Below are 24,025 nucleotides of genomic sequence, written 5' to 3'. Positions count from 1 at the left end.
GGAGAGAGAAATGCCCGTCTATATCGCCCTCCTCCGCGCCATAAACGTCGGCGGCACCGGCTCGCTGCCAATGACCGAACTCAAGGCGATCTGCGAAGGTCTCGGCTTTAACGACGTCAAGACCTACATCCAGAGCGGCAACGTGCTTTTCCGCTCGGATGAGACGGAGAAAGCGATTGAGGAAAAGCTCGACAAGGCGCTCGGCAAGAAGATGGGCAAACCTCCGGGCGTGATGGTGCGCGGCCGGAAGGAACTTGAGGCAATCGCCGCCCACGCGCCCTTTCCGGATGCCAAGCCGAATTTCCTGCTCGTCTACTTTCTGCCAGAAAAAGCACCCGGCGATGCGCTGGAAAAGATGGTTGCGCCTGACGGCGAGCAAGCGAAGCTCGCGGAGAGGGAGATCTATGTGCACTATCCCAATGGCTCCGGCCGCTCGAAGCTGAAGCTGCCGGCGCTGAAGCTCGGAACGTCTCGCAATCTCAACACAGTGCGCAGGCTCGCCGAAATGGCCGTCGAGATGGACGGCTAAAGCTGGCCGTTGCCGGCCGCGCCAAAGGCTTGGCCTTGCCTGACCGCAGCGACGGGCGGGTCGGCAACCGGCAGGAAGAGCATTCGCACGAAGGTCCGCAGCATCAGCACCTGCTCGGCCAGCGTATTCGGTTCCTTCAGCGTCTTCGACAGAACGATGCCGCCTTCGAGGACCGAGGAAACCATATCGGCGAGCCGGTCGACATCGACGGGCTCGCGCGGCGGATAGACTTCCATGATTTCGCGCAGCATACGGCCGAAGCGCCGCCGCCAGGCAAGAACCGCATTGCGGTTCGTCTCCTGGATCTCCCGGTCGAACAGCCGTTCATAATAACAGACGGTCGCCACCAGGCAGCCGGGGTGGCCGTTCGGCAGATCCGAAAGCAGCTCGGAAAGCAGCTTCAGGCCGAGCAGGAAGGATTGCAGCGGATCGTCCATGAGATCGCGGGCGCGGCCGAATATCTCGTCGTAGATGCGCTCGTCGTTTTCGATGTAGCGGTTGAGCAAAGCCTTGGCGAGCTCGTTCTTGTCTTTGAAGTGATAGAAGAAGCCGCTCTTGGTGATCCCGGTTTCGGCGATCAGCTCCTCGATGGAGGTGCCGCCAAACCCCTTCTGCAAGACTGCCGCTTCGGCCACATCGAGGATGCGGGTCCGCGTTTCCTCACCCTTTCGCATGTCCCCTCCTGTACCGGCGGTACAGTTTCGAACGCCGCGAGGTCAGACCTTCATCCGTACCCGACGGCATCGACCTCGCCAAGCAGTTGATTTTGATCCGCTAAAAACGGAACAGCCGCCAGTATACCTCAAGTCGGCTAGTTTGGCAGCCGATTAAGCGGCAGAACATTCCTCATCGACGACGGCCAATTCAGGCACCGCGACGGGAGAAACTTCAACAATGGCAAAGTACAGACATGACTTGCCGCAGCTGAAAGGCGGCACCTTCCTTTCCGATGGCGGCTTGGAAACAACGATGATATTCCACGAGGGCATCGCGCTTCCGCATTTCGCCGCTTTCGTCCTGCTGGCTTCCGAAGACGGCCGGCAGCGCACGCGGAATTACTATCGCCGTTACCTCGATATCGCGCGGCGGCACGGGACCGGCTTCGTGCTCGACACCTCCACGTGGCGCGCCAATCCCGACTGGGGACGAAAGCTCGGCTACACGAGCGAAGCGTTGAAGGCAGCGAACGAGGAAGCCGTCGAGCTGCTCGTGGGCTTGCGCAACGCCTATGAGCGGCAGGAGCAGCCGATCGTCATCAGCGGGGCGATCGGCCCGCGGGGCGATGGCTACAAGGCCGGCTTGATGAGCGCGCACGAGGCAGAGGACTACCACGCCTTCCAGATCGAGGCCTTCGCCGGCACCGAGGCGGATATGGTGAGCGCCTTCACCCTGACGAATATCGACGAGGCGATCGGCATAACGCGGGCGGCAAAGTCGTTCGCGATGCCCTGCGCCATCTCCTTCACGCTGGAGACGGACGGCAGGCTGGTGACGGGTCGCAGCATCCAGAATGCCATCGAGACCACGGATGCGGCCACTGGCGGGGGGCCGGTCTACTACATGATCAACTGTGCCCACCCGACGCATTTCGAAGGCGCTCTCGATCATGGAAGCGCGTGGGTGAAGCGCATTTCCGGCATCCGCGCCAATGCCTCGACCATGAGCCATGAGCAACTCGATAACAGCGAGATGCTGGATGCCGGCGATCCAGAAGATCTCGGACGGCGGTACCGCAGGCTTCTCGATCACATGCCTGAGCTGCGCGTGCTCGGCGGTTGCTGCGGCACCGACCATCGCCATGTCGCGGCAATCTGCGAGGCATGCCTGCCGCAGGCGGCATGAGGCCGGCAGGGAGGGCTGGACGATGAGGATGGCGGGGGCGGTGACGCGCGAGCGAGTCTGGCATGATCTGTGGCTTGCGGTCACCGGACGGCGCAGATCGACCGAGGCCGAAGCGGTCGTAGACGTAGCGCTGCGAGACATCGATCTTGCAGCCTTCGGCGGCCTCGACAGCCCGACGGGCTACGGGATCGTGGCGGACCGGCGCGAGGGCCGGCCCTCGCGAAGCAAGCGGCGGGAATTGCGCGACTTCTGAGGAAAGAAAAGCGGCGTCAGGCTCCGGCGGCGCCTTTCGTGCGGCGGGCCTTATGGCCGCTGATCTCCTCGCCTGATGTCGGCGAGAAGCGCAGGTTCCAGACGGTTGATGTGATCGAGATGAGGGTGACTACGATGAAGGCGGCGGAAAAATCGCCAAGCGCCGGCGTTTCGGCACCATTGAAGGCCATGGAGCCGTGCAGCGCCAAGGCGCCGATGCAGATGCCGAGCGACAGCATCAGCTGCTGGAAAGTGGTGTAGAAGCTGGTGGCCGAGCTCATCCGCTCCTTTTCGATCTCGTCATAGGCGATGGTATTGTAGGCCGTGAACTGGAACGACAGGAAGAAGGCGCTGAGCACCAGCACGACGAAGATCAGCGGCATCGGCCAGTCCGGCCGGAAGGCGGCGCAGAGGGCGTAGCCGGCCGTGCCGAGGATGCCGTTGACGATGAGGCTTCTGCGGAAGCCGAGCCGGCTGAAGACAAACCGCGCCATCGGCTTCATCGCGAGAGCGCCAAGCGCGGTCGATATGACGATCTGGCCGGCCGCCGCCGCCGACAGGCCGAAGCCCACCTGGAACAGCAGCGGCAGCAGGAAAGGCTGCGCGCCCTGGGTGATGCGCGTCAGCGAACCGGCAATGACCGAGGTGCCGAAGCTCGGCACCTTCATCAGCGAGAAATCCAGGATCGGCGACGGATGCCTGCGGGCATGCCCCAAATAACCGATGCCGAAGATCAGGCCAACGGCGATCAGGAAGATCGAGAAAGCGCCCTCGCCTTCATGGCTCGACATTTCGAAGCCGAAGAGCAGCGAGCCGAGCGAGATGCCGGAGAGGATGAAGCCGAACGTATCGAAGGGGCCTACCGCCTTGCCCTTCACCTCGTCGATGTAAATCGAGACGAAGATCATGCCGACGATGCCGATCGGCACGTTGATGTAGAAGATCCAGCGCCAGTCGAGATAGGTGACGATGAAGCCGCCGAGCGGCGGGCCGACGATCGGGCCGATCAGCGCCGGCACCAGCAGCCAGGACATGGCGCTGACCATATCCTTGCGATCGACGCTGCGCATCAGCACCAGACGGCCGACCGGCATCATCATCGCCCCGCCCATGCCCTGCAGCAGTCGCGCCAGCACCAGGAAGGGCAGCGTCGGTGCGAGCGCAGAGAGAATGGAGCCGACCACGAACACCGCGATAGCGGCGCGGAAGACGGTGCGCGAACCGAAACTGTCGGCCATCCGGCCGCTTGCCGGAATAAAGATCGCCAGGCTCAGGAGATAGGAAGTCAAGGCGATCGACATGGCCGGGGCGCTGACGGCGAAATCGCGCGCCATGGTGGGCAGTGCCGTCGCCAGTACGGTGGCGTCGATGTTTTCCATCAGCATCGCACTCGCGACGATCATCGCGATCACCCGGAAATTGGGCGCGGCGCGCCGAACCATCGGCGCCTGGTAAATCTGATCCGACATCGTCCGGGATCACTCGCGGTGGCGCGGCGGAGCAGAGAAAGCAGCAAGGCCGCAGGGATGACATGGCGCATGGCCAAGGGGAGACGATCTGCTATACGCCCCTGATCATCGCGGCGCTATGTCCTTTATGGCAAAGCAGCTTTGACGATGGGTAAAGGCGGATCACGATTGCTTGGGCGCGATCTTCGTGACGGCACCCTTCATGTCCGCCAGACGACATTGGGCGCTTGGCAATCAGTTTCCGCAAGGTCACGAGACGCCCTGTAGTCGACGGCGGCAGGGCGGAGCAATGCGTCAGCTGGACGCTGCGGGAGAGTGACGATCTCACGCAGATCCCGGCCGGCGACGTGGCCTGCCCTTGAAACGGTTGCGCTCTCCTCGCCGCATCGGATCGGGTGCAGACGGCAGATGGAGCAAAAGGCGCGGGTTGCGCGTCTTTTGTTCCAATCCTTTCAAACCTGCTCGTAAGCTTAGTGCGATTTCGCCGGAGGTTTCATGCGTCTCCTTGTCGTCGGATCGCCGCTCGCTCAGGCGGCAGTCGCGATCGCGGCCGCGAAATCGTGGTAAGAGCGCAGCGGGCGTCCTAGGATATTGGTCAGCCGCTCGACGTCGCTCGCGTCTGGGATCATACCGTCGGTAACGTAGCGCTCGGCCATCAGCCGCATCTCATAGGCCGTCCACTTAGGCATGAAGCTGGCCATGCTCTGCTCGAAGGCGCTGGGATCATCGCCGCCATAGACGATCGGGCGACCCAGCAGGTCCGACCAGATCTTCGCCACGTCAATACCAGTGAGCGTCTCGGGGCCGACCAGATTGATGGTTTCGATCGGGAGCGCGGCGGTGGCGCGGTCGCGACGAATGAGTTCGATTGCGGCGACCTCTGCGATGTCGCGTGCATCGACCATGGCCAAGCCCTTGCCGCCGATCGGCATGGGATAGACGCCGTGACCCAGGATCACGTCCTTGATCATCAGTTCGTTGTCTATGAAGTAGGTCGGACGCAGGATAGTGGCGCTGAAGCCCATCTGCGCGAGCATACGCTCGGCGCCGAACTTCACGGCAAAATGGGGCACGTTCACAGCGCGGTCGGCTCCAAACACCGACAGATACACCACCCGCTCGATCCCCGCCTCGCGAGCGACATTGAGCGTGATGATCGACTGCGTAAATTCATCGCCGGTGACGGCATTGAGTAGAAACAGAGTGCTGACGCCCTCGAAGGCGCTACGCAGCGCATCTATGTCGAGCATTTCGCCTTCAGCGACTTCGACGCCGTCAGGGACTTCGACTTTTGAAGCGTCGCGGGTGAGCACCCGGACCTTTGCGCCGCGCTGGACGAGTTGATCGACGAGGTGGCGGCCGACGCGGCCGGTGGCGCCAGTAACGAGAATGGTCATCGGGGTTACTCCGGTTGGGTACAGTTGACACCAAGCAAGTTAGTGATCCAGATTGATACCGATAGACGCAGAATCTGGACATTCTGTCTCGCTGGTGAAACACATGGATCTCCTCGCGCTTGCCGATTTCAATCTCGTCGCCCGCCATGGTGGATTCGGTAAGGCCGCGCGGGCGGCGGGCCGTCCGAAGGCGACGCTTTCCCGACGCGTGGCCGAGCTGGAGGCAAATCTCGATTTGCGCCTGTTCGAGCGAGGTGCGAGCACGCTGAAGCTCACCGAGGAGGGACGCGCTCTGTTCGAACGAACGGGCGCGCTGCTGACCGAGCTTGACGAAACGGCGAAGGCGATCGCCTCGGGCGGGCATAGCCCCAGGGGCCGATTACGGATCAGTGCACCGCTGCTGTTTTCCCAGACGGTCCTGGGAAAGCTCGCGGCGGGATTCGTCCTGAGATATCCCGAAGTTCAGCTCGAGATCACGACGGAAGACAGGGCCGTCGACATGATCGAAGAGGCCTATGACTTGGTCATTCGCGTGAATCCGCAGCCGGACGAAAGTCTCGTCGGGCGTATTTTCCTGCGTGACAGGTTGGTCGTGGTTGCAAGCCCCAAGCTGCCGCGTCCACGTGGTGGGGAGCCCATTCCTGCCATTGTGCGGGGATCGATGTTCCGGCCCGAATTGTGGGAGGTCACGACGCCCACGGGAAAGTCGCGCCTGACGGCAAAGCCGGTCCTGAGCCTCGCCTCGTTTATCATGGTCCGCGATGCCGTTCGCGCCGGTGTGGGCGCGGCGCGTCTTCCTCTGTCCCTCGCAAGCTCCGATCTGGCCACCGGTATGTTAGTCAACTGGGGCGAAGTGGAAGAATTTGAGACCACCCTTTGGGCACTCTATCCGACACGGCGGTTACTCAGCGCCCGTGTATCGGCATTTCTGGACTATCTGAAAGCGGTCTTTCCGCAGGGAACGCCTGAAGAGCTTGCCGCCTATAGTGAACGATGAGCGGGGGCTGTCTCGTAAGTGGAGGAGGTTCACGAAAGGCTTGCGAGCAGCCATCCTCTTCAGGTTTCGGCGACCCGCTGCGATCGCTCAACAGCTACCGATGTTGTAAAGCTCCTGATGGTCTCGTTCCCGAAGCGTGAGTTCTGCCTTGACAGGATCGGCTTGCGCTGCGGTCACCCCAGCCCTACCTATGAATGATGACCTCAAGCTCGCAGAAAATCAGGTCCGGCGTGGCCTTTCCGTTCGACAACAGCTATGTCGGCCTGCCCGAGCGCTTCTTTGCGCCGCAGGCGCCGACGCCGGTGACCGAACCCTGGCTGATCAAGCTCAACGAACCGCTTGCCGCCGAGCTCGGGCTTGACGTCGAGGCGTTGCGCCGCGATGGCGCCGCCATCTTTTCCGGCAATCTCGTTCCCGAAGGGGCCGAGCCGCTGGCGATGGCCTATGCCGGGCATCAGTTCGGCGGCTTCTCGCCGCAGCTCGGCGACGGTCGGGCGATCCTGCTCGGCGAAGTAGTCGACCGCAACGGCAAGCGCTTCGATATCCAGCTGAAAGGCGCCGGACCGACGCCTTTTTCGCGGCGCGGCGACGGGCGGGCGGCAATCGGACCGGTGCTCAGAGAATATATCATCAGCGAGGCGATGTTCGCGCTCGGCATTCCCGCCACGCGGGCGCTGGCGGCCGTGACGACGGGCGAACCGGTCTACCGCGAAGAAGTGCTGCCGGGCGCGGTCTTCACCCGCGTCGCGGCAAGCCATATCCGGGTCGGCACCTTCCAGTATTTCGCCGCAAGGGGCGACACCGACGGCGTGCGGGCGCTCGCCGATTACGTGATCGACCGGCACTATCCCGCGCTGAAGGAGGCGGAGGAGCCCTATCTCGCGCTGTTTTCGGCGATCTCGGAGCGCCAGGCGGCGCTGATCGCCCGCTGGCTGCATATCGGCTTCATCCATGGCGTGATGAACACGGACAATATGACCGTCTCCGGCGAGACGATCGATTTCGGCCCCTGCGCCTTCATGGATGCTTATAATCCCGCCACCGTCTTCTCCTCGATCGACCAGCATGGGCGTTATGCCTATGCCAACCAGCCAGCCATCGGCCAGTGGAACCTCGCGCGGCTCGGCGAAACGCTGTTGCCGCTGATCGACGCCGAGCCGGACAAGGCGGTCGACAAGGCGAATGCAGTGATCCGGGCTTATGGCGAGCGGTTCCAGGCTGCGTGGCTGGCCGGCATGCGAGACAAGATCGGCCTTGCCGGTGAAGAGGACGGCGATCTCGACCTGGTCCAGGCGCTGCTGTCGCTGATGCAGGCGCAGGGTGCCGATTTTACCCTGGTGTTCCGGCGGCTGTCCGATCTTGCCGGCAACGACGACGCGGAACCCGCTTTTGCCGGAAGCTTCCGGGAGCCGGAGACCTGTCGCCCCTGGCTCGCGCAGTGGCGCGAGAGACTGTCACGCGATCCGCAGACGGCTGGCGAGCGCGCCATCGCCATGCGCAGCGTCAACCCGGCCTTCATTCCCCGCAATCACCGGGTCGAACAGGCGATCGAAGCAGCGGTCGAGAACGGCGATTTTTCGCTGTTCGAGGCGCTGTTGACTGTCCTTTCGAAGCCTTATGAGGACCAGCCAGAATTCGCGGCCTATATGGAGCCGCCGAAGCCGGAAGAACGGGTGCTGCAGACCTTCTGCGGGACGTGAGCGGGTTCAATACAACCCTACCGTGACAAAGGCCTGCGGCAAATGCTGCCGTTGAAAGGCATCTCCCTCGCTCTATCTGCCTGACCGGCGGCACTCTTCCGCCGATCCTTTACCCGGCTAAATCAAGCGGGAGACAGCCTTATGGCGATCGTCGTCACCTCGATTCTCTTCATCATCATCGGGCTTGCACTCGGCGGCGGCGGGCTCTGGCTCGTCACGCTCGGCGGCAGCATCTTCTATCTGTTCGCCGGCCTGATGTTTCTCATCACCGCCGGGCTGCTGCTGATGCGCAAGGCGGTGGCGCTCTGGGTCTATGCGGTGCTGGTCGTCGCCGCACTCGCCTGGGCGATCTGGGAGGTGGGCTTCGACTGGTGGCAGCTGGGCCCGCGCGGCGGGGTCATCATTCTTCTCGGCCTCTGGCTGCTGACGCCCTGGATTCGCCGGCCGCTCGGCTTTCGCAGCCCGACGGGCATCACCTACGGCGCCAATCCCTGGCCGCTCGCCGTGCCTGTCGTTCTCGCCATCCTCGTCGCCGTCTATTCGATGACGACAGACCCGCATGATCTCGCCGGCGATCTGCCGAAGGATCAGGTCGCCGCCAGCCCCGTCGTCGGCGGCAGCGTGCCTGATGGAGAATGGCACCAGTACGGCCGCACGCCGTTTGGCCAGCGCTATTCGCCGCTCGACCAGATCACCGCCGAGAACGTCTCGACGCTGAAGGAAGCCTGGAGATATCAGACCGGCGACGTCAAGCGGCCGGAGGATATCAGCGAGACGACCTATCAGGTGACGCCGCTCAAAGTGAAGGACACGCTCTATCTCTGCACGCCGCATAACTGGGCGATCGCGCTCGACGCCAAGACCGGCAAGGAGAAATGGAAATACGACTCGAACTCGGGCATGAATCCCAACCGTCAGCATCAGACCTGCCGCGGCGTCACCTATTATGCCGATCCCGATGCCGCCGCCGGCCAGCCCTGCGCCGAGCGTGTCTACCTGCCGACCTCGGATGCCCGGCTGATTGCGCTCGATGCCGCCGACGGGAAGGTCTGCACCAGCTTTGCCGATCAGGGCGTGCTGCATCTGGAAACCGGCATGCGCTTCAACCCGGCCGGCTATTATTATTCCACCTCGCCGCCGGTCGCGGTGGCGGGCAAGATCATCGTCGGCGGAGCGGTAAACGACAATTATTCCACCGAGGAACAATCCGGCGTCATCCGGGCCTTCGACATCAAGACCGGCGCGCTGATCTGGAACTGGGATTCCGGCAACCCGGATGTGACGACGCCGATCGCCGAGGGCCAGACCTACACGACCAACTCGCCGAACAGCTGGTCGGTCTTCAGCGTCGACGAGGCGCTCGGCATGGTCTATATCCCGCTCGGCAACCAGGTGCCCGACCAGATCGGCATCAGCCGCAGCGACAATGTCGAGAAATTCTCCTCCTCGATCGTCGCGCTCGACATCGCCACCGGCCAGCTGCGCTGGGTGCGCCAGACGGTGCATCACGATCTCTGGGACATGGACGTTCCGGCCCAACCGGCACTCATCGATCTGACCAAGCCGGATGGCAGCGTGGTTCCCGCCCTCGTCGGCCCGACGAAGCAGGGCGATCTCTATGTGCTCGACCGGCGCAGCGGCGAGCCGATCATCCCGGTCAAGGAAATCCCGGCACCCGGCGGAGCGGTGGAGGGCGACCGGACCGCGCCGACGCAGCCGATCTCCGACCTCACCTTCTCGCCCGAGCCGCTCAAGGAAAAGGACATGTGGGGCGTGTCGCTGTTCGACCAGCTCGTCTGCCGCATTGATTTCTACCGCTACCGCTACGAGGGCCGCTATACGCCGCCGTCGCTCGAAGGGACAATCGTCTATCCCGGAAATTTCGGCACCTTCAACTGGGGCTCGGTTGCGGTCGATCCGGAGCGGCAGATCATGTTCGGCATGCCGACCTATCTCGCCTTCACCTCGCGCCTGGTGCCGGCCGCCGATATTCCGCCGAGAGGTCAGGACGAGAAGGGCAGCGAACAGGGGCTCAACCGCAATGACGGCGCCCCCTACGGCGTCTTCATGGGTCCCTTCCTCGGGCCGCTGCAGATCCCCTGCCAGGCGCCGCCATGGGGCTATGTCACCGGCGTCGACCTGCGCACCGGCAAGATCGCCTATATGCACAAGAACGGCACCGTCCGCGACATGACGCCGCTGCCGCTGCCCTTCAAGGTGGGCGTGCCCGGCATCGGCGGCCCGATGCTGACCAAGGGCGGCGTTGCCTTCCTCGGCGCTGCGGTCGACGATTATCTGCGCGCCTACGACGTGACGAACGGACGGGAACTCTGGCGGGCGCGGCTTCCGGCCGGTGGCCAGGCGACGCCGATGACCTATACGACCGACGACAACAAGCAATATGTCGTCATGGTCGCCGGCGGCCACGGCTCGGTCGGCACCAAACCCGGCGATTATGTCATCGCCTATACGCTGCCATGATGGGAGGCTTCTTCCGAGGCCGAGGAAGCTCGTGCAAGCTCGCGGAATTGCTCGTGGTCCCTCACGTTCCGTCACTTCGCGCATGGCGCGTCCCCTCGCCCCGTTTTCACGGGGAGAGGGTTAGGGTGAGAGGGAGCTTTGGCGAACCGACGGCTGTCGGTCGCCTCAGCTTCAAACCATCTCGACAATCATCTTGCCAATCTCGGCAAAGATCGGGTTGAGCTCCTTGGCCGGTACGGTCGCCTCGGCGATATAAACGGCCGCAACGATCGGGCCGCGATCCGGCGGCCAGATGACGGCGATGTCGCCGAGTGAGCCGTTCGGGCCGGTGCCGGTCTTGTCGCCGACCTTCCAATCGGCCGGCAGGCTGGCTCTGAGCCGCTCGCCGCCAGTTGTGCTTGCCACCAGCCAGGCGATCAGCTTGTCGCAGGAGGCCTCGGCAAGCACCGAGCCGAGCGTCAGGTTGCCGAGCGTGTCGAGCATCGCATCCGGCGTCGTCGTGTCGCGCGGATCACCCTTTCTGCCCTCGTTCAGGGTCGGTTCGGTTCGGTCGAGTCGCGTCGTGCCGTCGCCGATCGAGCGCAGCCACTCGGTCAGTGCCGGCGGGCCGCCGAAGCTTTCGAGCAGCAGGTTGCCGGCCGTATTGTCGCTGACGGTCACTGCCGCCTCGCAGAGTTCGGCGATCGTCATGCCGTCGGCGCCGGCGTGTTTTTCACTCAGCGGCGAATAGTCGACCAGCTTGTCCCTGCCGTACGTCACCCGCCGGTCGAGCTTTTCGTCGCCTTTGTCGACGCGGGCGAGCACAAAGCCGGCGGCCAGCGCCTTGAAGGTGCTGCACATCGGAAAGGCCTCGCCACCGCGATAGCCGAAGGAAATGCTCGTCTGCGTGTCGAGCACCGAGACGCCGAGACGGCCGCCGGTGCGTTTTTCCAGAGCGGCAAGCCGCCGCTCGATATTGTCGTCGCCCTCCCCGGCACTCTCCTGCGCATCGGCGGGAAGCGTCAGTGCGGATAGGCCCAAGGCAGACATTGAGAGTGCCGAGCCGATCAGCGTGCGGCGAGTAAGACTGATATCCATGAAATCCTCCGGCGATTCGGAGAACAGAGCTAAGCACCGATTGCGGCGGCATCTCGTCCCCACTGCAACCTTGTTGCAGCCGAGCAACCTTGTTGCAGCCGGGCAGCCTTGTTGCAGCCGGGCAGCCTTGTTATCCCCGCGGCAACGATGTTGCCGCCCAGCAACCTTGCGTCAGCGGCAGCGGCGATTTCGCCCTCCGCCCGCAGCCGGTCAGGCGGCGCGCGTGACCTCGACCGTCACATGCGACAATTCTTCCAGCGCCGAAAGCCTGCCCTTGTAGAAGGCCGGATCGCGCGGCTGCGAGGTGACGACGGCGACGATCGCCGCATGATGCCCGGGGCCGACCTGCCAGACATGCAGATCGGTGATCCGATCCTCCTCGGTCTCGATCGCCTCGCGGATTTCGCCCGGCAGCGTCTCACCTTCCGGCACAACGTCGAGAAGGACGCCGCCGGACGATTTCATCAGGCTCCAGGACCAGTTGGCGATGACGAGCCCCCCGACGATGCCCATGATGGGATCGAGCCAGAGCCAGCCATAGAGGCTGCCGAGGGTCAGCGCCGCGATGGCGAGCACGGATGTGAGCGCATCGGCCATCACATGCAGATAGGCGGCGCGGATGTTGTTGTCGCCGGCTCCTGCATGATGGTGGGCATGATCGCCATGACTGCCATGGCTGTGATGCGCATGATGGGCATGCGCGTGATGGCCGTGCGCGGCATGACTGTCGCCTGCCAGCAGCCAGGCGCTGGCGAGATTGACAGCAAGGCCGATGACGGCGACGGCGATCGCCTGGGCAAAACCGATCGGCACCGGATTGGCGAGACGCAGCAGGCTTTCCCAGGCCATCAGCAGGGCAATCAAGGCAAGGACAATGGCGCTCGCGAAGCCCGCGAGATCGCCGAGTTTGCCGGTACCGAAGGTGAAGCGCGGATTGCGCGCCTGCCTGCGGGCGAAGAGATAAGCAAGCGCCGAGATCAAGAGAGCGCTGGCATGGGTCGACATGTGCCAGCCGTCGGCGACGAGCGCCATGGAGCCGTAGATGGTGCCGGCGGCGATTTCGGCGACCATCATCACCGCCGTCAGCGCGATCACCAGCCAGATGCGCCGCTCGTTGCGCGCGTGGTCGGCGCCGAGGAACACATGGTCGTGCTCCAGGTGGTTCATCGCAGCTTTGTCGATTCCGGCACTCATTACAGGCTCCTTCGTCACGCTCGAGCGGTTCAGCTTTCAGCCGCCCCAAATTTCTGTTTTCCCAAATTTTCCCAGGGAAGCCGCCTCACACTTTCTGGCTAGCGGATATAAGTTCTCAACACTTCCGAGATTTCTTCGACCGCCTCAGCTCTGGCCCTATCGTCCCCGGCATTCAGCACATGTTCGCGCAGGTGATCGTCCAGCACCTCGCCGGTCAACCCGGTCAATGCGCCGCGGACAGAAGCGAGCAGCTGCAGGATTTCGCCGCAGGGGCGCTCGGCCTCCAGTGCCCGTTCTACCGCCTCCATCTGCCCCTTCAAGCGGCTGATGCGGGCGATGAGCTTCTTCTTCTGCAGGGTCGTGTGCGACATGGCCGACTCTCATTTAGTATAGGGGGGTACCCTATCATGCCACTGCCGTGCGATGCAATCGACCGGGTTTCGGCGTGGTTGCTGCTCGCGCGGCATTTCGGGGACGGATGCGCGACGCAATCTGCCATTGACAAACTTGGCGTTTGCGACGATGGATGCTCCATGATCAAAAACGCGCACCAGAGCCGCTCGTATTTTTGGCTGTACCTGTAAAGGGCGGCCGGACAGATCATATTGTCAACAAGCCGCCGTCAGGCGGCTTTGTTGTATCGGCAGCGTCCTGACGGCAGATTATCAAAGGACGCGAAGACCATGACCGAGATCGAAGACAGCGAAATTTCACTGATGCGCCCATCGGTGGTGACGATCCGCGGCGCCAAACCGCGCGACCTGCCCGAGCTCAACGAGATGATCGCCCTGCTTGCCGCCCATCACGGCGACCCATCAGGCACGACGCCCGAGCAACTGGAGCGCGACCTGTTCGGCCCGCTGCCCTGGATCACCGCGCTTGTGGCCGAAACCGGCGAAGGGCTGATCGGCTACGCCATTCTCGTGCCGCTTTACAGGGCGCAGGAAGGCAAGCGCGGCATGGACCTGCATCATCTCTTCGTGCGCGATGGCCATCGCGGCCACGGCACCGGCCAGCTGCTCGTCGATCGCGCCCGCGAGACCGCACGCAATGCCGGCTGCGGCTACCTCTCCGTCAGCGCCGCGACCGGCAACGTGCTGGCCCATCGCTTCTACGAACAGCTGGATTTCACCCCGCGTCCCGTTACCGGTATGCGTTACATGCAGTCGATTGTTTAAAGCGCTTCACGTCTCTCAGGTTCGCTGGGTCAACGCTTAAATCTTTGTTTTGATAAGGAGCTTTCATGCCTGATTTCAAACTCCATTGCTTCGCCCTCTCGGGGAATTCTTACAAGGTCGCGCTCTTCTTTGCGCTTGCCGGCATCGAGTGGGAAAGCATTTTCGTGGATTATCTGGGCGGTGAAACGCGCACCGAAGAATGGCGAAAGACCATAAACGAACAAGGTGAGGCGCCCGTGCTCGAACATGGGCAAACGAAGATCAGCCAATCGGGAGTCATCCTGGACTATCTGTCGGAGGTGACAGGGCAGTTTGGGGCGCAGACAGCCGAAGAACGGCGCGACATCATGCGCTGGATTCTTTTCGACAACCACAAATTCACGAGCTATTACGCGACGTTGAGATTCATGTACGGCCTGCAGAAGAGCGGCGAGACAACGGTCGTCGAGTTTTTGAGACTGAGGGCCAAAGCTGCCTATGCGATTGTTGACGAACACCTTGAACGCCGCGCCTTCATGGTCAGCGACCGGCTGACGATTGCGGACCTCTCCCTGGCAGGCTACGTCTTCATGCCGGAGGAAACCGGGATTGATCACAGTGCTTTTCCGGCTATCGCAGCCTGGAAAGACCGGATCAGCAACATGCCCGGCTGGCGCCACCCCTATGATCTCATGCCGGGTCCCACCGCCCTGTGAAGAGGCGTCGGTTTTGCAAAGTTGCTAACGCCCCGGCACCGCCTTCAGATAGGCGGCGATCGCCTCTCGGTCGGTGGCCGGCAGGCGGGCAATGTTCTGCTGCACATCGACCATCGAGCCGCCGACGGAATCGAAATCGGGCGTGAAGCCGGTTTCCAGGAAGTTTACGATATCCGCCTCGCTCCAGCTGCCGATGCTCTCGGAGGCCGGGGTGATATCGGGTATGCGGCCCCTGCCTTCCGGATTGGGGGCGCCGGCGAGCCATAGACCGGCCTGGAAGCCGCCGAGCCGATCGCGCGGCGTATGGCATTCGCCGCAATGGCCGGGGCCTTCGACGAGATATTGCCCGCGCTTGATCTTGTCGTCGCTCTTCGTGAGCGCGACGCGCGGCTGATCGTTGAGATAGAGGAATTTCCAGCCGCCGAGCGCGAGCCTGATATTATAGGGAAAGCGCAGTTCATGGGGCGGAACGACATTGGCGCTCTTCGGCAACGTCTTCAGAAAGGCGAAGAGATCGTTGACGTCCTTATCGCTCATGCGGGAATAGGAGCCATAGGGAAAAGACGGGTAAAGATGCTGGCCGTCGGGGCCGACGCCGCGCTTCATCGCATTTCCGAACTCGGCGAGCGTCCAGGCGCCGATGCCGGCCTTTTCATCCGGCGAAATGTTCGGCACGTGGAAAGTGCCGAAGGGGCTCTTCAGCGCCAGACCGCCTGAAAGCGTCAGCCTGGCATCGCCCTCGGAACCGGGCGCGGCATGGCAGCTGACGCAGCCACCCGTCCAGAAAACCATCTCGCCGTTCGCCGGGTCCGGCGCGCCGAGGCCCGCCCAATGGCTTTCCGGCAGCGGATCGGGCGCGGTGACGAGATAGAAGGCGCCACCACCGAGCACGGCAAGGCCGATCAGACAGAGCAGTAACCGGATGAACCCGCGGACCATGCGCCGCCTCCCCTTTTGCGAGATGTCCAGGCAAATCGATCCCCCGATCGATCCGCGCAGGCGGAGAATAAGGCGACCCGCGCCGGCGACAAGGCCGGCGCGGATGCAGTATCAGAGCATTTGCGTTGCTTTCCGGCCTATCGCTCACTTGCTGAGGCGATAGGCCTTGTGACAGCCGCCGCAGTTGGCGCCGAGCGTATTCACCGTGGCGCCGACGGCCGCAGGATCGGCCGGCAGCTGGGCCAGCGCAGTTTCGGCGTCGGTGGAGAGCTTGGCGGCGCGCAGCTTGAAGTCGTCCATGTTTTCCCAGATCTTCGGGCTCGCCGCTTCGTCGCCCGTCTCCGTGCCGGGCTTGAACTGGTCGGGGAAAACCTTGGCCGTTGCGGCGATCGTCGTCAGCGCCGCCTTCACCGCTTCGGCATCATAGGGCTTGGTCCCCTTGGCGATGGCTGCCAGCGCACCAGCCGACCCGCCGATCTGCTTCATCAGCGCAACGCGCGAATCATGGGTGCCGTCGGCGGCGGTCACCGAACCGGCGGCCATGCCGGCCATCGCCAGGGCCGCAGCTACTGCTTTCCAATTCATAATTTCCTCTCCATTTCTCCTCGGCCAGGGGTAGCCGGAGGCCAATCTGCACCGGGAGCATGACAAAATCCACGCGTCCGGGCAGTCACGTTTTGCCGGATCATCATAAAAACAATGTGATAAGCAGAGGCTCAGGCGCTTTTCCAGCCCTGCCAGAGGCTGAGCGCGGAGACCGCAACCAGCAGCAGTCCGGCGCAGCGGCCGACAAGGGCCGTGGCGTTCGGGTTTGAGACCAGCAAATCGCGGCTGCGGCCGGCCGTCATCGCCAGCGTGCCATAGATGGCGAACTGGGTTGCAATCGTCATGGTGCCCATGATCAGCCCCTGCATCCAGACAGGTCCGTATTCCGGCCTGAGAAACTGCGGGTAGACGGCGAACATGAAAATGTAGGCCTTGGGATTGACGAGACAGGTGACGGCACCCTGGCGGAAGGCGCGCCAGCCGGAGCGCGCTGTCGCCGGTCCGACCGCCTCGACGGTGATCGAACTGCGCATCAGCGAAACGCCGATCCAGATCATATAGCCGACGCCGGCAAAGAGCAGCAGGTTGAAGAGCTGCGGCAGCATGGTGACGAGCACGCCGACGCCGGCCGCGCCATAGGCCGAATGCACCGCCCCGCCCGCCATGATGCCGCCTGTTGCCGCCAGCCCGCGCCTGATACCGCCGGTCAGCGAATTGGCGAGCACGAAGAGCATGTCCATGCCAGGGACGATGATGATGCCGAAGAGAAGGGTGAAGAAGAGCCAGAGGTTTTCATGGTAGTTCATGTCAGTTACCGCCTTCAGTTCCGCGGGCCATTTTCGAAAGACCGCAATTGATTTCAATCCGATAGGCGGCTCTATACGCAAACCCAACTGACAGTGTATTGTCAGGAGCGTTGGGGATGGGAGGGGCAAAATGCGCAAGGCCTCGCGGCTTTTCGAAATCATTCAGATCCTGAGGCTCGCCAGAAAACCGATGACGGCGGCCGTTATGGCCGAGACGCTCGAAGTGACCGTGCGCTCGATCTATCGCGATATCGCGGCACTTCAGGCGATGCGGGTGCCGATCGAGGGCGGGCGCGGCATCGGTTACATCATGCGGCCGGGCTTCGACCTGCCGCCCTTGATGTTCTCGATCGAGGAGATGGAGGCGATCGTGCTGTCGCTGGCGCTGCTCGAACGCACCGCCGACGAGGAACTGAAACAGGCCGCCCGACGGGTCAACCGGAAGATATCAGGCGCCGTGCCGGCACCGTTGCGCCAGGCGCTGGACAACAAGGCGCTTTATGCCTGGGGCTCGACCGCGCAGCCGGCTGCAATCGACCTTGCGATCGTGCGCCGGGCGATCCGCGACGAACGCAAGCTAATGCTCGCCTACCGCGACGAACTCGGCCGCGCCAGCGAACGGACGATCCAGCCGATCGCGCTGATCTATTATTCGCAGACCGCCAATATCGTCGCCTGGTGCGAGCTGCGCCAGGCGATCCGCAATTTCCGCAGCGACCGGGTGGAGGACTGCGTGGCGAGCGACGATTTCTTCAAGGGTCACGGCGACCGGCTGCGGGAATTGTGGACGAGCGGGTGGACCGAGAAGGCTGTGCCGGCGTAGTGTGGGCGTTAGCCTATCATCAACGCGCTCAGATGCCCGTCGAGGTGCCCCTCATCCGCCTGCCGGCACCTTCTCCCCGTAAACGGGGCGAAGGGGATATGCCGCGGCCTCTCCGTTCCTCGCCAACTTCTCGTATGGCACGTCCCCTCGCCCCGCTTACGGGGAGAGGGTTAGGGTGAGGGGCAGCCATCGGCACGGATCTGACGGCAATGTGGCACAAGCCTGAGCAGGATGAAAAGACGTGCCGGCCCCGGTCGCCGCCTAGTAATCCAGCCTGCGGCTCTCCTCGCGGCCGAAGCCGCGGATTTCGATGCAGTCTGCATGCACCTCGACGAGGGCGAAGGCATTTTCTTTCTCGGTGTCGACGACGCCCTTGAAGTTGACGAAGTGGCAGGCACCGGCCTTACCGTAATTGCCGACATGGTCGTGGCCGTTGAGATAGGCGACGACATGGGCTTGCGAGGCGAGCAGCGCGACGACGCGTTCGCTGTCCCACATGCCGTGCGCGCCGGGCGGATACACGGGATAATGGTTCATGACGATGACCTTCTCGCCGGCGGCAGCCGCATTGGCGACTTCATCGCCGAGCCAGGCGAATTGCGCGTCGCTCAGCGCACCGTTCCAGCGATGGGCATTCGCAGCCTCTTTGGCCTGCAGCTCCGCCAGCATCCGTGCGGCAAGGGCGCGATGAGGATGGTTCTCCGGCGGCGCGAAGGTGCTAACCTCGTTGCCGTCCAGCACGATGAAGCGCCAGCCATGACGGGAAAAACTGTAATAGGGCGCGGGCATGCCAAGACGGGTGGCGACTTCGGAAAGGTGCCCGGCGGAAACGGAGAAATCGTGATTGCCGAGCAGGAAGAGCGCCTCGTGCCTCAGCTTGCCGTAGACCGGCAGGATGTCATCGAAGCTGGAGAAACTGCGGTCGATGATATCGCCGAGCGTCATGACGAAGCTCAACTCCTCGCCATTGAAGACCTCAATCGCCTCGGCGACTTTGGTGAGGCTGTTGGCGTAATAGCGATCCATCGCCGCGTGCGGGGCAACCGCCGCATATTGCGGGTCGGCTATGATGCCGAAGCGGAACAAGGGAACAGCAGAGGACGACATGGGGCGTAATTAGGAGCGGCCGATGACGGGGCTGTGACGGCTTCAGATGAAAAGCAAACACCCGGCGCATCGAGGCACCGGGTGTTGAAGTTTTCGGCGGAAGCCGCTTACTTCGTGGCTTCTTCGTAGCGCTCCAGGACGTAATCCCAGTTGATCAGGCTATCGACGAAGGCTTCGAGGTACTTCGGGCGTGCGTTCCGATAGTCGATGTAATAGGAGTGTTCCCAGACGTCGACGCCGAGGATCGGGGTGGCGCCGTGGACGAGCGGGTTTTCGCCGTTCGGGGTCTTGGAGATTTCGAGCTTGCCGTTCTTGACGGAAACCCAGGCCCAGCCGGAACCGAACTGGGTAGCGCCGGCATTGGCGAAATCGGCCTTGAACTTGTCATAGCCGCCGAGATCGGAGGCGAAGGCCGCTTCGAGCTTGCCCGGCAGCTTGTTGCCGCCGCCGCCCTTCTTCATCCACTTCCAGAAATGGATGTGGTTGTAATGCTGGGCGGCGTTGTTGAAGAGGCCGGCATTGGTGCCGAAGGACTTCTTCACGACCTCTTCGAGCGAGAGATCCGAAAGGCCGGCTTCGGCGGCGAGCTTGTTGCCGTTGTCGACATAGGCCTTGTGGTGCTTGTCGTGGTGAAACTGCAGCGTTTCCTTCGACATGAAGGGGGCAAGCGCTTCGTAATCATAGGGAAGTTCAGGCAATTCGAAAGCCATGTCAGATCTCCTCTTGGCAATAGATTGCGTCATCGGCAGGTGAGGCGGAACATAGGAGGGGAAAGGAGGAGAGGCAACCGGCGAAATATCAAAAAACGACCGGACGGAGGAAAATTTGCCTCAGTTTCAGGGCGGGATTCGGCCGTGCAAATCGCCCGTCGTACCGCCGCGATAACCGTTTTCGCCAGCGACAGACATCAATGGAGATCCGATATGAACAGGAATATAATCCCGCATCTCGCCATTGCCGTGCTTCCGTTTCTTGTCACTGCGGCGCACGCATCTTCGGAGGAGGCCTGGAAGCAGCTGGCCGCTGACGTGGAAGCCAAGTGCAGGAAGGCCGCGGTTGCAATCGAGAAACCGAAGGCCGCCGTCGATCCCTTCGGCAGCTCGCATTACGGGCTGGCCCTGGTAACTGGAAAGCCGAAGGGGGCCAAGGGGCTCGTCGTCCAGATCTGCGTCTATGACAAGCAGGAGAAGTCGGTCGAGATCGGCAGCGCTATGGACGCTAAAGAGCTTGGGCTGACGCCGACAAAGTAGCAGCCTGTGGCCGGCCGCGGTACGGTTTGGGCCTTCAGTCCCATTCCGAGCGGAACCCAGGCCCTCCCTTGGGAGTTGAATTCTGGGTTTTTAGAGCGCCCCGCGTCTATGAGAGGCGCTTGGGCGCTCTATGTTTGCGATAAACGCCTGATCCTTTCCGAAAATCGATTCGGATCTCGGGCTATGCGCAGGGAGGGTTCAGACATGTCGGAGCGTCGCAACCGGGCGGAAGATCAGCAGAAAATCTATCAGCGCTGGGCGCCGGTCTATGATCGCGTCTATCGCGGCATTCTGCGCGACGGCCACCGCAAGCTTGCCGCGCTCGCCGCTGCCGCCGGCACCGAGATTCTGGAAATCGGGGTCGGCACTGGCCTGACGCTCGCCCACTATCCGAACCGTTGCCGGGTAACCGGCATCGACATTTCCGAACATATGATCGCACGGGCGCGCGAAAAGGTGCAGCGGGAAAACCTGCAGCATGTGCAGGCGCTCGAGGTGATGGATGCGCATGCGCTGAGCTTTGCCGACAAGTCCTTCGACGTGGTTTGCCTGCCCTTCGTCATCACACTCATTCCCGAGCCGGAGCGGGCGCTGGACGAGTGCGCCCGGGTGCTGCGGCCGGGCGGCGAGATCATCCTGGCAAGCAAGCTCGGCGACGGCGCCGGTCTGCAGGGCGCGATCGAGGCGGCGGTGGCGCCGCTGGTGCGGCACATCGGCTGGTCGTCGGCCTTCCGCATCCACCGCATCGTCGCCTGGGCCGAGCGCCGCGGCGATTTTTCAACGACCGATATTCTGCCGGTCTTTCCGCACGGCTTTTTCAAGATCGTCCGGCTGAAGCAGCGCGGCTTTTCTTCCTGAGACCAAAAATCTTTTCCGCATCGCCGATTCTGATGCTACCGTTCGCCTGAGGGGACTGCATGACATCGGATATCTTCTTTTTCATCGCCATTGGCTTCTGCGCGCAGATCGTCGACGGCGCGCTCGGCATGGCCTTCGGCGTGCTGTCGACGACGAGCCTGCTGGCTTTCGGGGTGCCGGTGGCCAATGCCAGCGCCATGACGCATGTGACGGAAATGTTCACGACGGCGGCGTCAGGCCTGTCGCATGCCTATCATCGCAATGTCGACTGGCGGCTGGTGGCGCGTCTCGCTCCGGCCGGCATGATCGGTGGCGCGATCGGCGCCACTCTGCTTTCCAATATCGACGGCAAGGTGATCGAGCCCTTCGTATCGGCCTATCTGATCGCAATCGGCCTCCTGATCCTCTACAAGGCCTTCCGACCGCAGATCAGGCGCGAGGTGCGCGACTGGGCCGTGCCGCCCGTTGGCTTTTTCGGTGGCCTGCTCGATGCGATCGGCGGCGGCGGATGGGGTCCTGTCGTCACCAGCACGCTGGTCGGGCGCGGCCATGACCTGAAACGGGTGATCGGCTCGACGAATTTCACCGAATTCGCGGTGACGCTGACGATTTCGATCACCTTCGTCGTGACGCTCGGTTGGTCCGAGCTCAATTCGGCGGTCGGCCTCATCATCGGCGGCGTCGTCGCCGCGCCTTTCGGCGCCATCCTCGTCAAGCGGCTGCCGGTGCGGGCACTGATGGTGGCGGTCTCGATGGTCATCATCACAACGTCAGCGATGCGGCTCTTCTAAGAGCCTTTCCGGGTTAGATTGAAGCATTCTGCCGGAGCAGGTTTTCGTCAGGGCAAGGGCGATTGGCGAAGGGCATACCCCAAGGTACGTCCGAGCCGATCGCCCTTGATCCTGGCGGAAACATGCCCGGCCCTCCGGCAGCACCGCTTCGCCGTGGCGAAGCGAAAAGTGCGTCCGGCGATTCCATGGTCTTGCAGATTTGCCTGGCAAATCTGCAAGAGGGTTGGCTGAAACGGGCCGGCTGATCGACCGGCCGGCTTGGCCGTAGAACCGGGCTACGACGCGCGCCGGCCGGTCGACCATCCGCCTCCGTTTGAGCCAACAGAATGCTTCGGGCTAACCCGGAAAGGCTTTAGCCCGCGCCGGAACTACAGATTTCGGCCGAAATAGACATCCACGGCGGCGATCCTGTCGCCGCGAAAACGAAGGCTTTCCATGTTGGTGAAACTCGTGCCGTCCAGTTTTTCGGCGCGGTAACGCACAACAGCCTCGTCGCCCTTGATCGCCAGGAATTCGATTTGGATCCCGCGGAAGAGCGGCTCCTTCGGCCAGCAGTGCTCGAAATAGGCGGTCCTGTCGATATGGTCGTCGCGCGGACTGGAGAAGGTGAAATCGTCCGTCAGCATGGCGCCGGCAATATCCTTGCGGTCGGCGAGATAGGCGGCGTAGAGTTCGCGCACGGTCTGCTCGCGGGATGGAGCGATCGCGTTCATGGCAAGTCCTCCGATTGACCGATTGCATCTCGCAATTGGTTATGTTCTAGCACTTTTATCCGAGATGATCCAGATTGCGGCGCAACTGCGCTGCAGGATCGATGCCGAGGCAAGAATGACAGACACGCAACGGGAGGCCAGCGCCAAGCCGGGCTCGATCTACTGGAAGCGCAACCTCGCCGTCTCGCTGATCGGTTCCTTCACGACGATCGTGGCGATGACGCTGCTGCTTCCCTTCCTGCCGCTTTATGTCGAGGAGCTCGGCGTGACCGAGCATGCGGCGATCGTGCAATGGTCGGGTATCGCCTATGGCGCAACCTTTCTTGCCGCGGCCCTCGTTGCGCCGCTCTGGGGCAGGCTCGGCGACATCTACGGCCGCAAGTTGATGCTGGTACGCGCCAGTCTCGGCATGACACTGGCGATTTCGCTGATGGGCATGGCCGGCAATGTCTGGCAGCTGGTGGCGCTGCGCGTCTTCGTCGGGCTTGCCGGCGGTTATGCCTCCGGCTCGATGGTGCTGGTGGCGACGCAGACGCCGAAGGACCGCTCGGCCTGGGCGCTCGGCGTGCTCTCTTCCGGCATCATGGCCGGCAATCTCGTCGGGCCGCTCATCGGCGGGGCGCTGCCGCCGCTCATCGGCATCCGCGGCACGTTTCTGGCCGCCGGCGGCATGATCTTTCTCGCCTTTCTCGCCACCATCCTGCTGATCAAGGAGGAGAAGTCGCCGGCCCGCAGCCGGGCGGCCAAAGCCAGCGGCGGCTGGAAATCCGTGGCCGACAAGCGGCCGGTCATCGCCATGCTCGCTACCGGCATGCTGCTGATGTTCGCCAATATGTCGATCGAGCCAATCATCACCGTCTATGTCGCCGAGATCGTGCCCGCCGAAGCGCAAGTGACCATGATCTCAGGGCTCGTGATGTCGGCCGCCGCCCTCGGCAGCATTCTTTCCGCCTCTTGGCTCGGCAGGCTCGCCGACAGGATCGGCCACTGGCCTGTTATAGCAGGCGCGCTCGCGGTCGCCGGGCTGCTATTGATCCCGCAGGCCTTCGTCACCAGTCCCTGGCAGCTGATCATCCTGCGTTTTCTGATGGGCGCAGCACTCGGCGGGCTGCTGCCCTGCATCGCCGCCGTCATCCGCCACAGCGTGCCGGATAGTGCGGCCGGCGGTATTCTCGGGCTTTCCGTCTCGTCGCAATATGTCGGCCAGGTAGCCGGTCCTGTCCTTGGCGGCTTCGTCGGCGGCCATATCGGCATGCGGGCGGTTTTCCTCGGCACCGCGGTGCTGCTTGTGGGGGGTGCGGCCTATGCCTGGGCGGTGCGGCCGAGGGAGGCGGAGACATCAAACATGCATGCTTCCGCAGATCAGCTCGACGCCTGAGCG

At 62.9% G+C, this 24,025-nt stretch carries 25 protein-coding genes; 13 read left to right on the top strand and 12 right to left on the bottom strand.

Annotation, left to right across the window (positions count from 1 at the left end):
• Nucleotides 1-10 precede the first annotated feature (10 nt).
• Nucleotides 11-529, top strand: a complete 519-nt coding sequence (locus tag GA0061105_RS24220; protein ID WP_064692271.1) for a DUF1697 domain-containing protein — start codon at nt 11-13, stop codon at nt 527-529.
• Here GA0061105_RS24220 and GA0061105_RS24215 read toward each other — a convergent pair.
• The gene (locus GA0061105_RS24215) at nt 526-1,203 is read right to left on the bottom strand and encodes a TetR/AcrR family transcriptional regulator (RefSeq protein WP_064692270.1); all 678 of its coding nucleotides are present in this window, start codon (nt 1,201-1,203) and stop codon (nt 526-528) included. The two genes, GA0061105_RS24220 and GA0061105_RS24215, sit on opposite strands and share 4 nt — an antisense overlap.
• 220 nt (nt 1,204-1,423) lie before the next feature.
• Between GA0061105_RS24215 and GA0061105_RS24210 the strand changes: the two genes are divergently transcribed.
• Complete coding sequence (locus GA0061105_RS24210; protein WP_092753394.1) at nt 1,424-2,371, top strand: homocysteine S-methyltransferase family protein; 948 nt, start codon at nt 1,424-1,426, stop codon at nt 2,369-2,371.
• 22 nt (nt 2,372-2,393) lie between these two features.
• Complete coding sequence (locus GA0061105_RS24205) at nt 2,394-2,624, top strand: hypothetical protein (RefSeq protein WP_092753392.1); 231 nt, start codon at nt 2,394-2,396, stop codon at nt 2,622-2,624.
• A 16-nt stretch (nt 2,625-2,640) separates the two neighbouring features.
• On the opposite strand, the gene GA0061105_RS24200 is transcribed toward GA0061105_RS24205, so the two are convergent.
• Nucleotides 2,641-4,092 (bottom strand): MFS transporter, encoded by a 1,452-nt coding sequence (locus tag GA0061105_RS24200; RefSeq protein ID WP_064692268.1) that lies wholly within the window; start codon nt 4,090-4,092, stop codon nt 2,641-2,643.
• Between the two features lie 527 nt (nt 4,093-4,619).
• Complete coding sequence (locus GA0061105_RS24195) at nt 4,620-5,489, bottom strand: SDR family oxidoreductase (protein WP_092753390.1); 870 nt, start codon at nt 5,487-5,489, stop codon at nt 4,620-4,622.
• 103 nt (nt 5,490-5,592) lie between these two features.
• Here GA0061105_RS24195 and GA0061105_RS24190 point away from each other — a divergent pair, with 103 nt between their 5' ends.
• The 3 genes from GA0061105_RS24190 to GA0061105_RS24180 all read left to right on the top strand — a co-directional run bounded on the left by GA0061105_RS24190 (nt 5,593) and on the right by GA0061105_RS24180 (nt 10,667).
• The gene (locus GA0061105_RS24190; RefSeq protein WP_092753388.1) at nt 5,593-6,486 is read left to right on the top strand and encodes a LysR family transcriptional regulator; all 894 of its coding nucleotides are present in this window, start codon (nt 5,593-5,595) and stop codon (nt 6,484-6,486) included.
• 197 nt (nt 6,487-6,683) lie between these two features.
• Complete coding sequence (locus GA0061105_RS24185; protein WP_092753432.1) at nt 6,684-8,186, top strand: protein adenylyltransferase SelO; 1,503 nt, start codon at nt 6,684-6,686, stop codon at nt 8,184-8,186.
• 141 nt (nt 8,187-8,327) lie between these two features.
• Complete coding sequence (locus GA0061105_RS24180) at nt 8,328-10,667, top strand: glucose/quinate/shikimate family membrane-bound PQQ-dependent dehydrogenase (RefSeq protein WP_092753386.1); 2,340 nt, start codon at nt 8,328-8,330, stop codon at nt 10,665-10,667.
• Between the two features lie 171 nt (nt 10,668-10,838).
• Here the strand turns inward: GA0061105_RS24180 and bla are convergent, their stop codons facing one another.
• From bla to dmeR, 3 genes are all read right to left on the bottom strand, one after another.
• Entirely contained in the window at nt 10,839-11,744 is a 906-nt protein-coding gene (bla, locus tag GA0061105_RS24175) for a class A beta-lactamase (protein ID WP_092753384.1), read from the bottom strand.
• A gap of 210 nt (nt 11,745-11,954) precedes the next feature.
• Nucleotides 11,955-12,938 carry a CDF family Co(II)/Ni(II) efflux transporter DmeF gene (gene dmeF, locus GA0061105_RS24170; protein WP_092753382.1) on the bottom strand — a complete coding sequence of 328 codons (984 nt, stop codon included), beginning with the start codon at nt 12,936-12,938 and terminating at the stop codon, nt 11,955-11,957.
• Nucleotides 12,939-13,036: 98 nt separating this feature from the next.
• Nucleotides 13,037-13,309 (bottom strand): Ni(II)/Co(II)-sensing transcriptional repressor DmeR, encoded by a 273-nt coding sequence (dmeR, locus tag GA0061105_RS24165; RefSeq protein ID WP_092753380.1) that lies wholly within the window; start codon nt 13,307-13,309, stop codon nt 13,037-13,039.
• Between the two features lie 312 nt (nt 13,310-13,621).
• Between dmeR and GA0061105_RS24160 the strand changes: the two genes are divergently transcribed.
• Together GA0061105_RS24160 and GA0061105_RS24155 are read left to right on the top strand one after the other, a co-directional pair.
• Nucleotides 13,622-14,116: a GNAT family N-acetyltransferase gene (locus GA0061105_RS24160; RefSeq protein WP_092753378.1), complete on the top strand. Its 495-nt coding sequence runs from the start codon at nt 13,622-13,624 to the stop codon at nt 14,114-14,116.
• 65 nt (nt 14,117-14,181) lie between these two features.
• Nucleotides 14,182-14,811: a glutathione S-transferase family protein gene (locus GA0061105_RS24155; protein ID WP_092753376.1), complete on the top strand. Its 630-nt coding sequence runs from the start codon at nt 14,182-14,184 to the stop codon at nt 14,809-14,811.
• A gap of 24 nt (nt 14,812-14,835) precedes the next feature.
• Here the strand turns inward: GA0061105_RS24155 and GA0061105_RS24150 are convergent, their stop codons facing one another.
• From GA0061105_RS24150 to GA0061105_RS24140, 3 genes are all read right to left on the bottom strand, one after another.
• Nucleotides 14,836-15,750: a cytochrome c gene (locus tag GA0061105_RS24150; protein WP_092753374.1), complete on the bottom strand. Its 915-nt coding sequence runs from the start codon at nt 15,748-15,750 to the stop codon at nt 14,836-14,838.
• A gap of 144 nt (nt 15,751-15,894) precedes the next feature.
• On the bottom strand, nt 15,895-16,335 hold the full coding sequence (locus GA0061105_RS24145; RefSeq protein WP_092753372.1) for a c-type cytochrome: 441 nt from the start codon (nt 16,333-16,335) through the stop codon (nt 15,895-15,897).
• Nucleotides 16,336-16,466: 131 nt separating this feature from the next.
• Nucleotides 16,467-17,102, bottom strand: a complete 636-nt coding sequence (locus GA0061105_RS24140) for a LysE family translocator (protein ID WP_064692256.1) — start codon at nt 17,100-17,102, stop codon at nt 16,467-16,469.
• Between the two features lie 130 nt (nt 17,103-17,232).
• Here GA0061105_RS24140 and GA0061105_RS24135 point away from each other — a divergent pair, with 130 nt between their 5' ends.
• Nucleotides 17,233-17,925 (top strand): helix-turn-helix transcriptional regulator, encoded by a 693-nt coding sequence (locus tag GA0061105_RS24135; protein ID WP_092753370.1) that lies wholly within the window; start codon nt 17,233-17,235, stop codon nt 17,923-17,925.
• A 261-nt stretch (nt 17,926-18,186) separates the two neighbouring features.
• On the opposite strand, the gene GA0061105_RS24130 is transcribed toward GA0061105_RS24135, so the two are convergent.
• Both GA0061105_RS24130 and GA0061105_RS24125 read right to left on the bottom strand, forming a co-directional pair.
• Complete coding sequence (locus tag GA0061105_RS24130) at nt 18,187-19,032, bottom strand: metallophosphoesterase (RefSeq protein ID WP_092753368.1); 846 nt, start codon at nt 19,030-19,032, stop codon at nt 18,187-18,189.
• A 107-nt stretch (nt 19,033-19,139) separates the two neighbouring features.
• Nucleotides 19,140-19,742 (bottom strand): superoxide dismutase, encoded by a 603-nt coding sequence (locus GA0061105_RS24125; RefSeq protein WP_092753366.1) that lies wholly within the window; start codon nt 19,740-19,742, stop codon nt 19,140-19,142.
• 213 nt (nt 19,743-19,955) lie between these two features.
• On the opposite strand from GA0061105_RS24125, the gene GA0061105_RS24120 reads away from it, so the two are divergent.
• From GA0061105_RS24120 to GA0061105_RS24110, 3 genes are all read left to right on the top strand, one after another.
• A complete protein-coding gene (locus GA0061105_RS24120) occupies nt 19,956-20,282 on the top strand; it encodes a hypothetical protein (RefSeq protein ID WP_064692253.1) in 327 nt (108 codons plus the stop codon).
• 204 nt (nt 20,283-20,486) lie between these two features.
• Complete coding sequence (locus GA0061105_RS24115; RefSeq protein WP_064692252.1) at nt 20,487-21,140, top strand: class I SAM-dependent methyltransferase; 654 nt, start codon at nt 20,487-20,489, stop codon at nt 21,138-21,140.
• A gap of 59 nt (nt 21,141-21,199) precedes the next feature.
• A complete protein-coding gene (locus GA0061105_RS24110) occupies nt 21,200-21,931 on the top strand; it encodes a sulfite exporter TauE/SafE family protein (protein WP_064692251.1) in 732 nt (243 codons plus the stop codon).
• Between the two features lie 368 nt (nt 21,932-22,299).
• On the opposite strand, the gene GA0061105_RS24095 is transcribed toward GA0061105_RS24110, so the two are convergent.
• Nucleotides 22,300-22,644, bottom strand: coding sequence for a nuclear transport factor 2 family protein (locus GA0061105_RS24095; RefSeq protein WP_064692250.1), 345 nt, complete (start codon nt 22,642-22,644; stop codon nt 22,300-22,302).
• Between the two features lie 115 nt (nt 22,645-22,759).
• Here GA0061105_RS24095 and GA0061105_RS24090 point away from each other — a divergent pair, with 115 nt between their 5' ends.
• A complete protein-coding gene (locus GA0061105_RS24090; RefSeq protein ID WP_092753426.1) occupies nt 22,760-24,022 on the top strand; it encodes a multidrug efflux MFS transporter in 1,263 nt (420 codons plus the stop codon).
• The last annotated feature ends 3 nt before the right edge of the window (nt 24,023-24,025 follow it).

This window comes from Rhizobium aethiopicum (assembly GCF_900094625.1).
Classification (GTDB): Bacteria; Pseudomonadota; Alphaproteobacteria; order Rhizobiales; family Rhizobiaceae; genus Rhizobium; species Rhizobium aethiopicum.
The sequence above is the reverse complement of the archived record's forward strand: the minus strand, read 5'-3'. Positions and strand labels throughout refer to the sequence as shown.

Excerpts from the sequence above, each read along its gene's own strand:
- GA0061105_RS24220 (WP_064692271.1), top strand. The coding sequence starts at position 11 with ATGCCCGTCTATATCGCCCTCCTCCGCGCCATAAACGTCGGCGGCACC.
- GA0061105_RS24215 (WP_064692270.1), bottom strand. The coding sequence starts at position 1,203 with ATGCGAAAGGGTGAGGAAACGCGGACCCGCATCCTCGATGTGGCCGAA.
- GA0061105_RS24210 (WP_092753394.1), top strand. The coding sequence starts at position 1,424 with ATGGCAAAGTACAGACATGACTTGCCGCAGCTGAAAGGCGGCACCTTC.
- GA0061105_RS24205 (WP_092753392.1), top strand. The coding sequence starts at position 2,394 with ATGAGGATGGCGGGGGCGGTGACGCGCGAGCGAGTCTGGCATGATCTG.
- GA0061105_RS24200 (WP_064692268.1), bottom strand. The coding sequence starts at position 4,092 with ATGTCGGATCAGATTTACCAGGCGCCGATGGTTCGGCGCGCCGCGCCC.
- GA0061105_RS24195 (WP_092753390.1), bottom strand. The coding sequence starts at position 5,489 with ATGACCATTCTCGTTACTGGCGCCACCGGCCGCGTCGGCCGCCACCTC.
- GA0061105_RS24190 (WP_092753388.1), top strand. The coding sequence starts at position 5,593 with ATGGATCTCCTCGCGCTTGCCGATTTCAATCTCGTCGCCCGCCATGGT.
- GA0061105_RS24185 (WP_092753432.1), top strand. The coding sequence starts at position 6,684 with ATGACCTCAAGCTCGCAGAAAATCAGGTCCGGCGTGGCCTTTCCGTTC.
- GA0061105_RS24180 (WP_092753386.1), top strand. The coding sequence starts at position 8,328 with ATGGCGATCGTCGTCACCTCGATTCTCTTCATCATCATCGGGCTTGCA.
- bla (WP_092753384.1), bottom strand. The coding sequence starts at position 11,744 with ATGGATATCAGTCTTACTCGCCGCACGCTGATCGGCTCGGCACTCTCA.
- dmeF (WP_092753382.1), bottom strand. The coding sequence starts at position 12,938 with ATGAGTGCCGGAATCGACAAAGCTGCGATGAACCACCTGGAGCACGAC.
- dmeR (WP_092753380.1), bottom strand. The coding sequence starts at position 13,309 with ATGTCGCACACGACCCTGCAGAAGAAGAAGCTCATCGCCCGCATCAGC.
- GA0061105_RS24160 (WP_092753378.1), top strand. The coding sequence starts at position 13,622 with ATGACCGAGATCGAAGACAGCGAAATTTCACTGATGCGCCCATCGGTG.
- GA0061105_RS24155 (WP_092753376.1), top strand. The coding sequence starts at position 14,182 with ATGCCTGATTTCAAACTCCATTGCTTCGCCCTCTCGGGGAATTCTTAC.
- GA0061105_RS24150 (WP_092753374.1), bottom strand. The coding sequence starts at position 15,750 with ATGGTCCGCGGGTTCATCCGGTTACTGCTCTGTCTGATCGGCCTTGCC.
- GA0061105_RS24145 (WP_092753372.1), bottom strand. The coding sequence starts at position 16,335 with ATGAATTGGAAAGCAGTAGCTGCGGCCCTGGCGATGGCCGGCATGGCC.
- GA0061105_RS24140 (WP_064692256.1), bottom strand. The coding sequence starts at position 17,102 with ATGAACTACCATGAAAACCTCTGGCTCTTCTTCACCCTTCTCTTCGGC.
- GA0061105_RS24135 (WP_092753370.1), top strand. The coding sequence starts at position 17,233 with ATGCGCAAGGCCTCGCGGCTTTTCGAAATCATTCAGATCCTGAGGCTC.
- GA0061105_RS24130 (WP_092753368.1), bottom strand. The coding sequence starts at position 19,032 with ATGTCGTCCTCTGCTGTTCCCTTGTTCCGCTTCGGCATCATAGCCGAC.
- GA0061105_RS24125 (WP_092753366.1), bottom strand. The coding sequence starts at position 19,742 with ATGGCTTTCGAATTGCCTGAACTTCCCTATGATTACGAAGCGCTTGCC.
- GA0061105_RS24120 (WP_064692253.1), top strand. The coding sequence starts at position 19,956 with ATGAACAGGAATATAATCCCGCATCTCGCCATTGCCGTGCTTCCGTTT.
- GA0061105_RS24115 (WP_064692252.1), top strand. The coding sequence starts at position 20,487 with ATGTCGGAGCGTCGCAACCGGGCGGAAGATCAGCAGAAAATCTATCAG.
- GA0061105_RS24110 (WP_064692251.1), top strand. The coding sequence starts at position 21,200 with ATGACATCGGATATCTTCTTTTTCATCGCCATTGGCTTCTGCGCGCAG.
- GA0061105_RS24095 (WP_064692250.1), bottom strand. The coding sequence starts at position 22,644 with ATGAACGCGATCGCTCCATCCCGCGAGCAGACCGTGCGCGAACTCTAC.
- GA0061105_RS24090 (WP_092753426.1), top strand. The coding sequence starts at position 22,760 with ATGACAGACACGCAACGGGAGGCCAGCGCCAAGCCGGGCTCGATCTAC.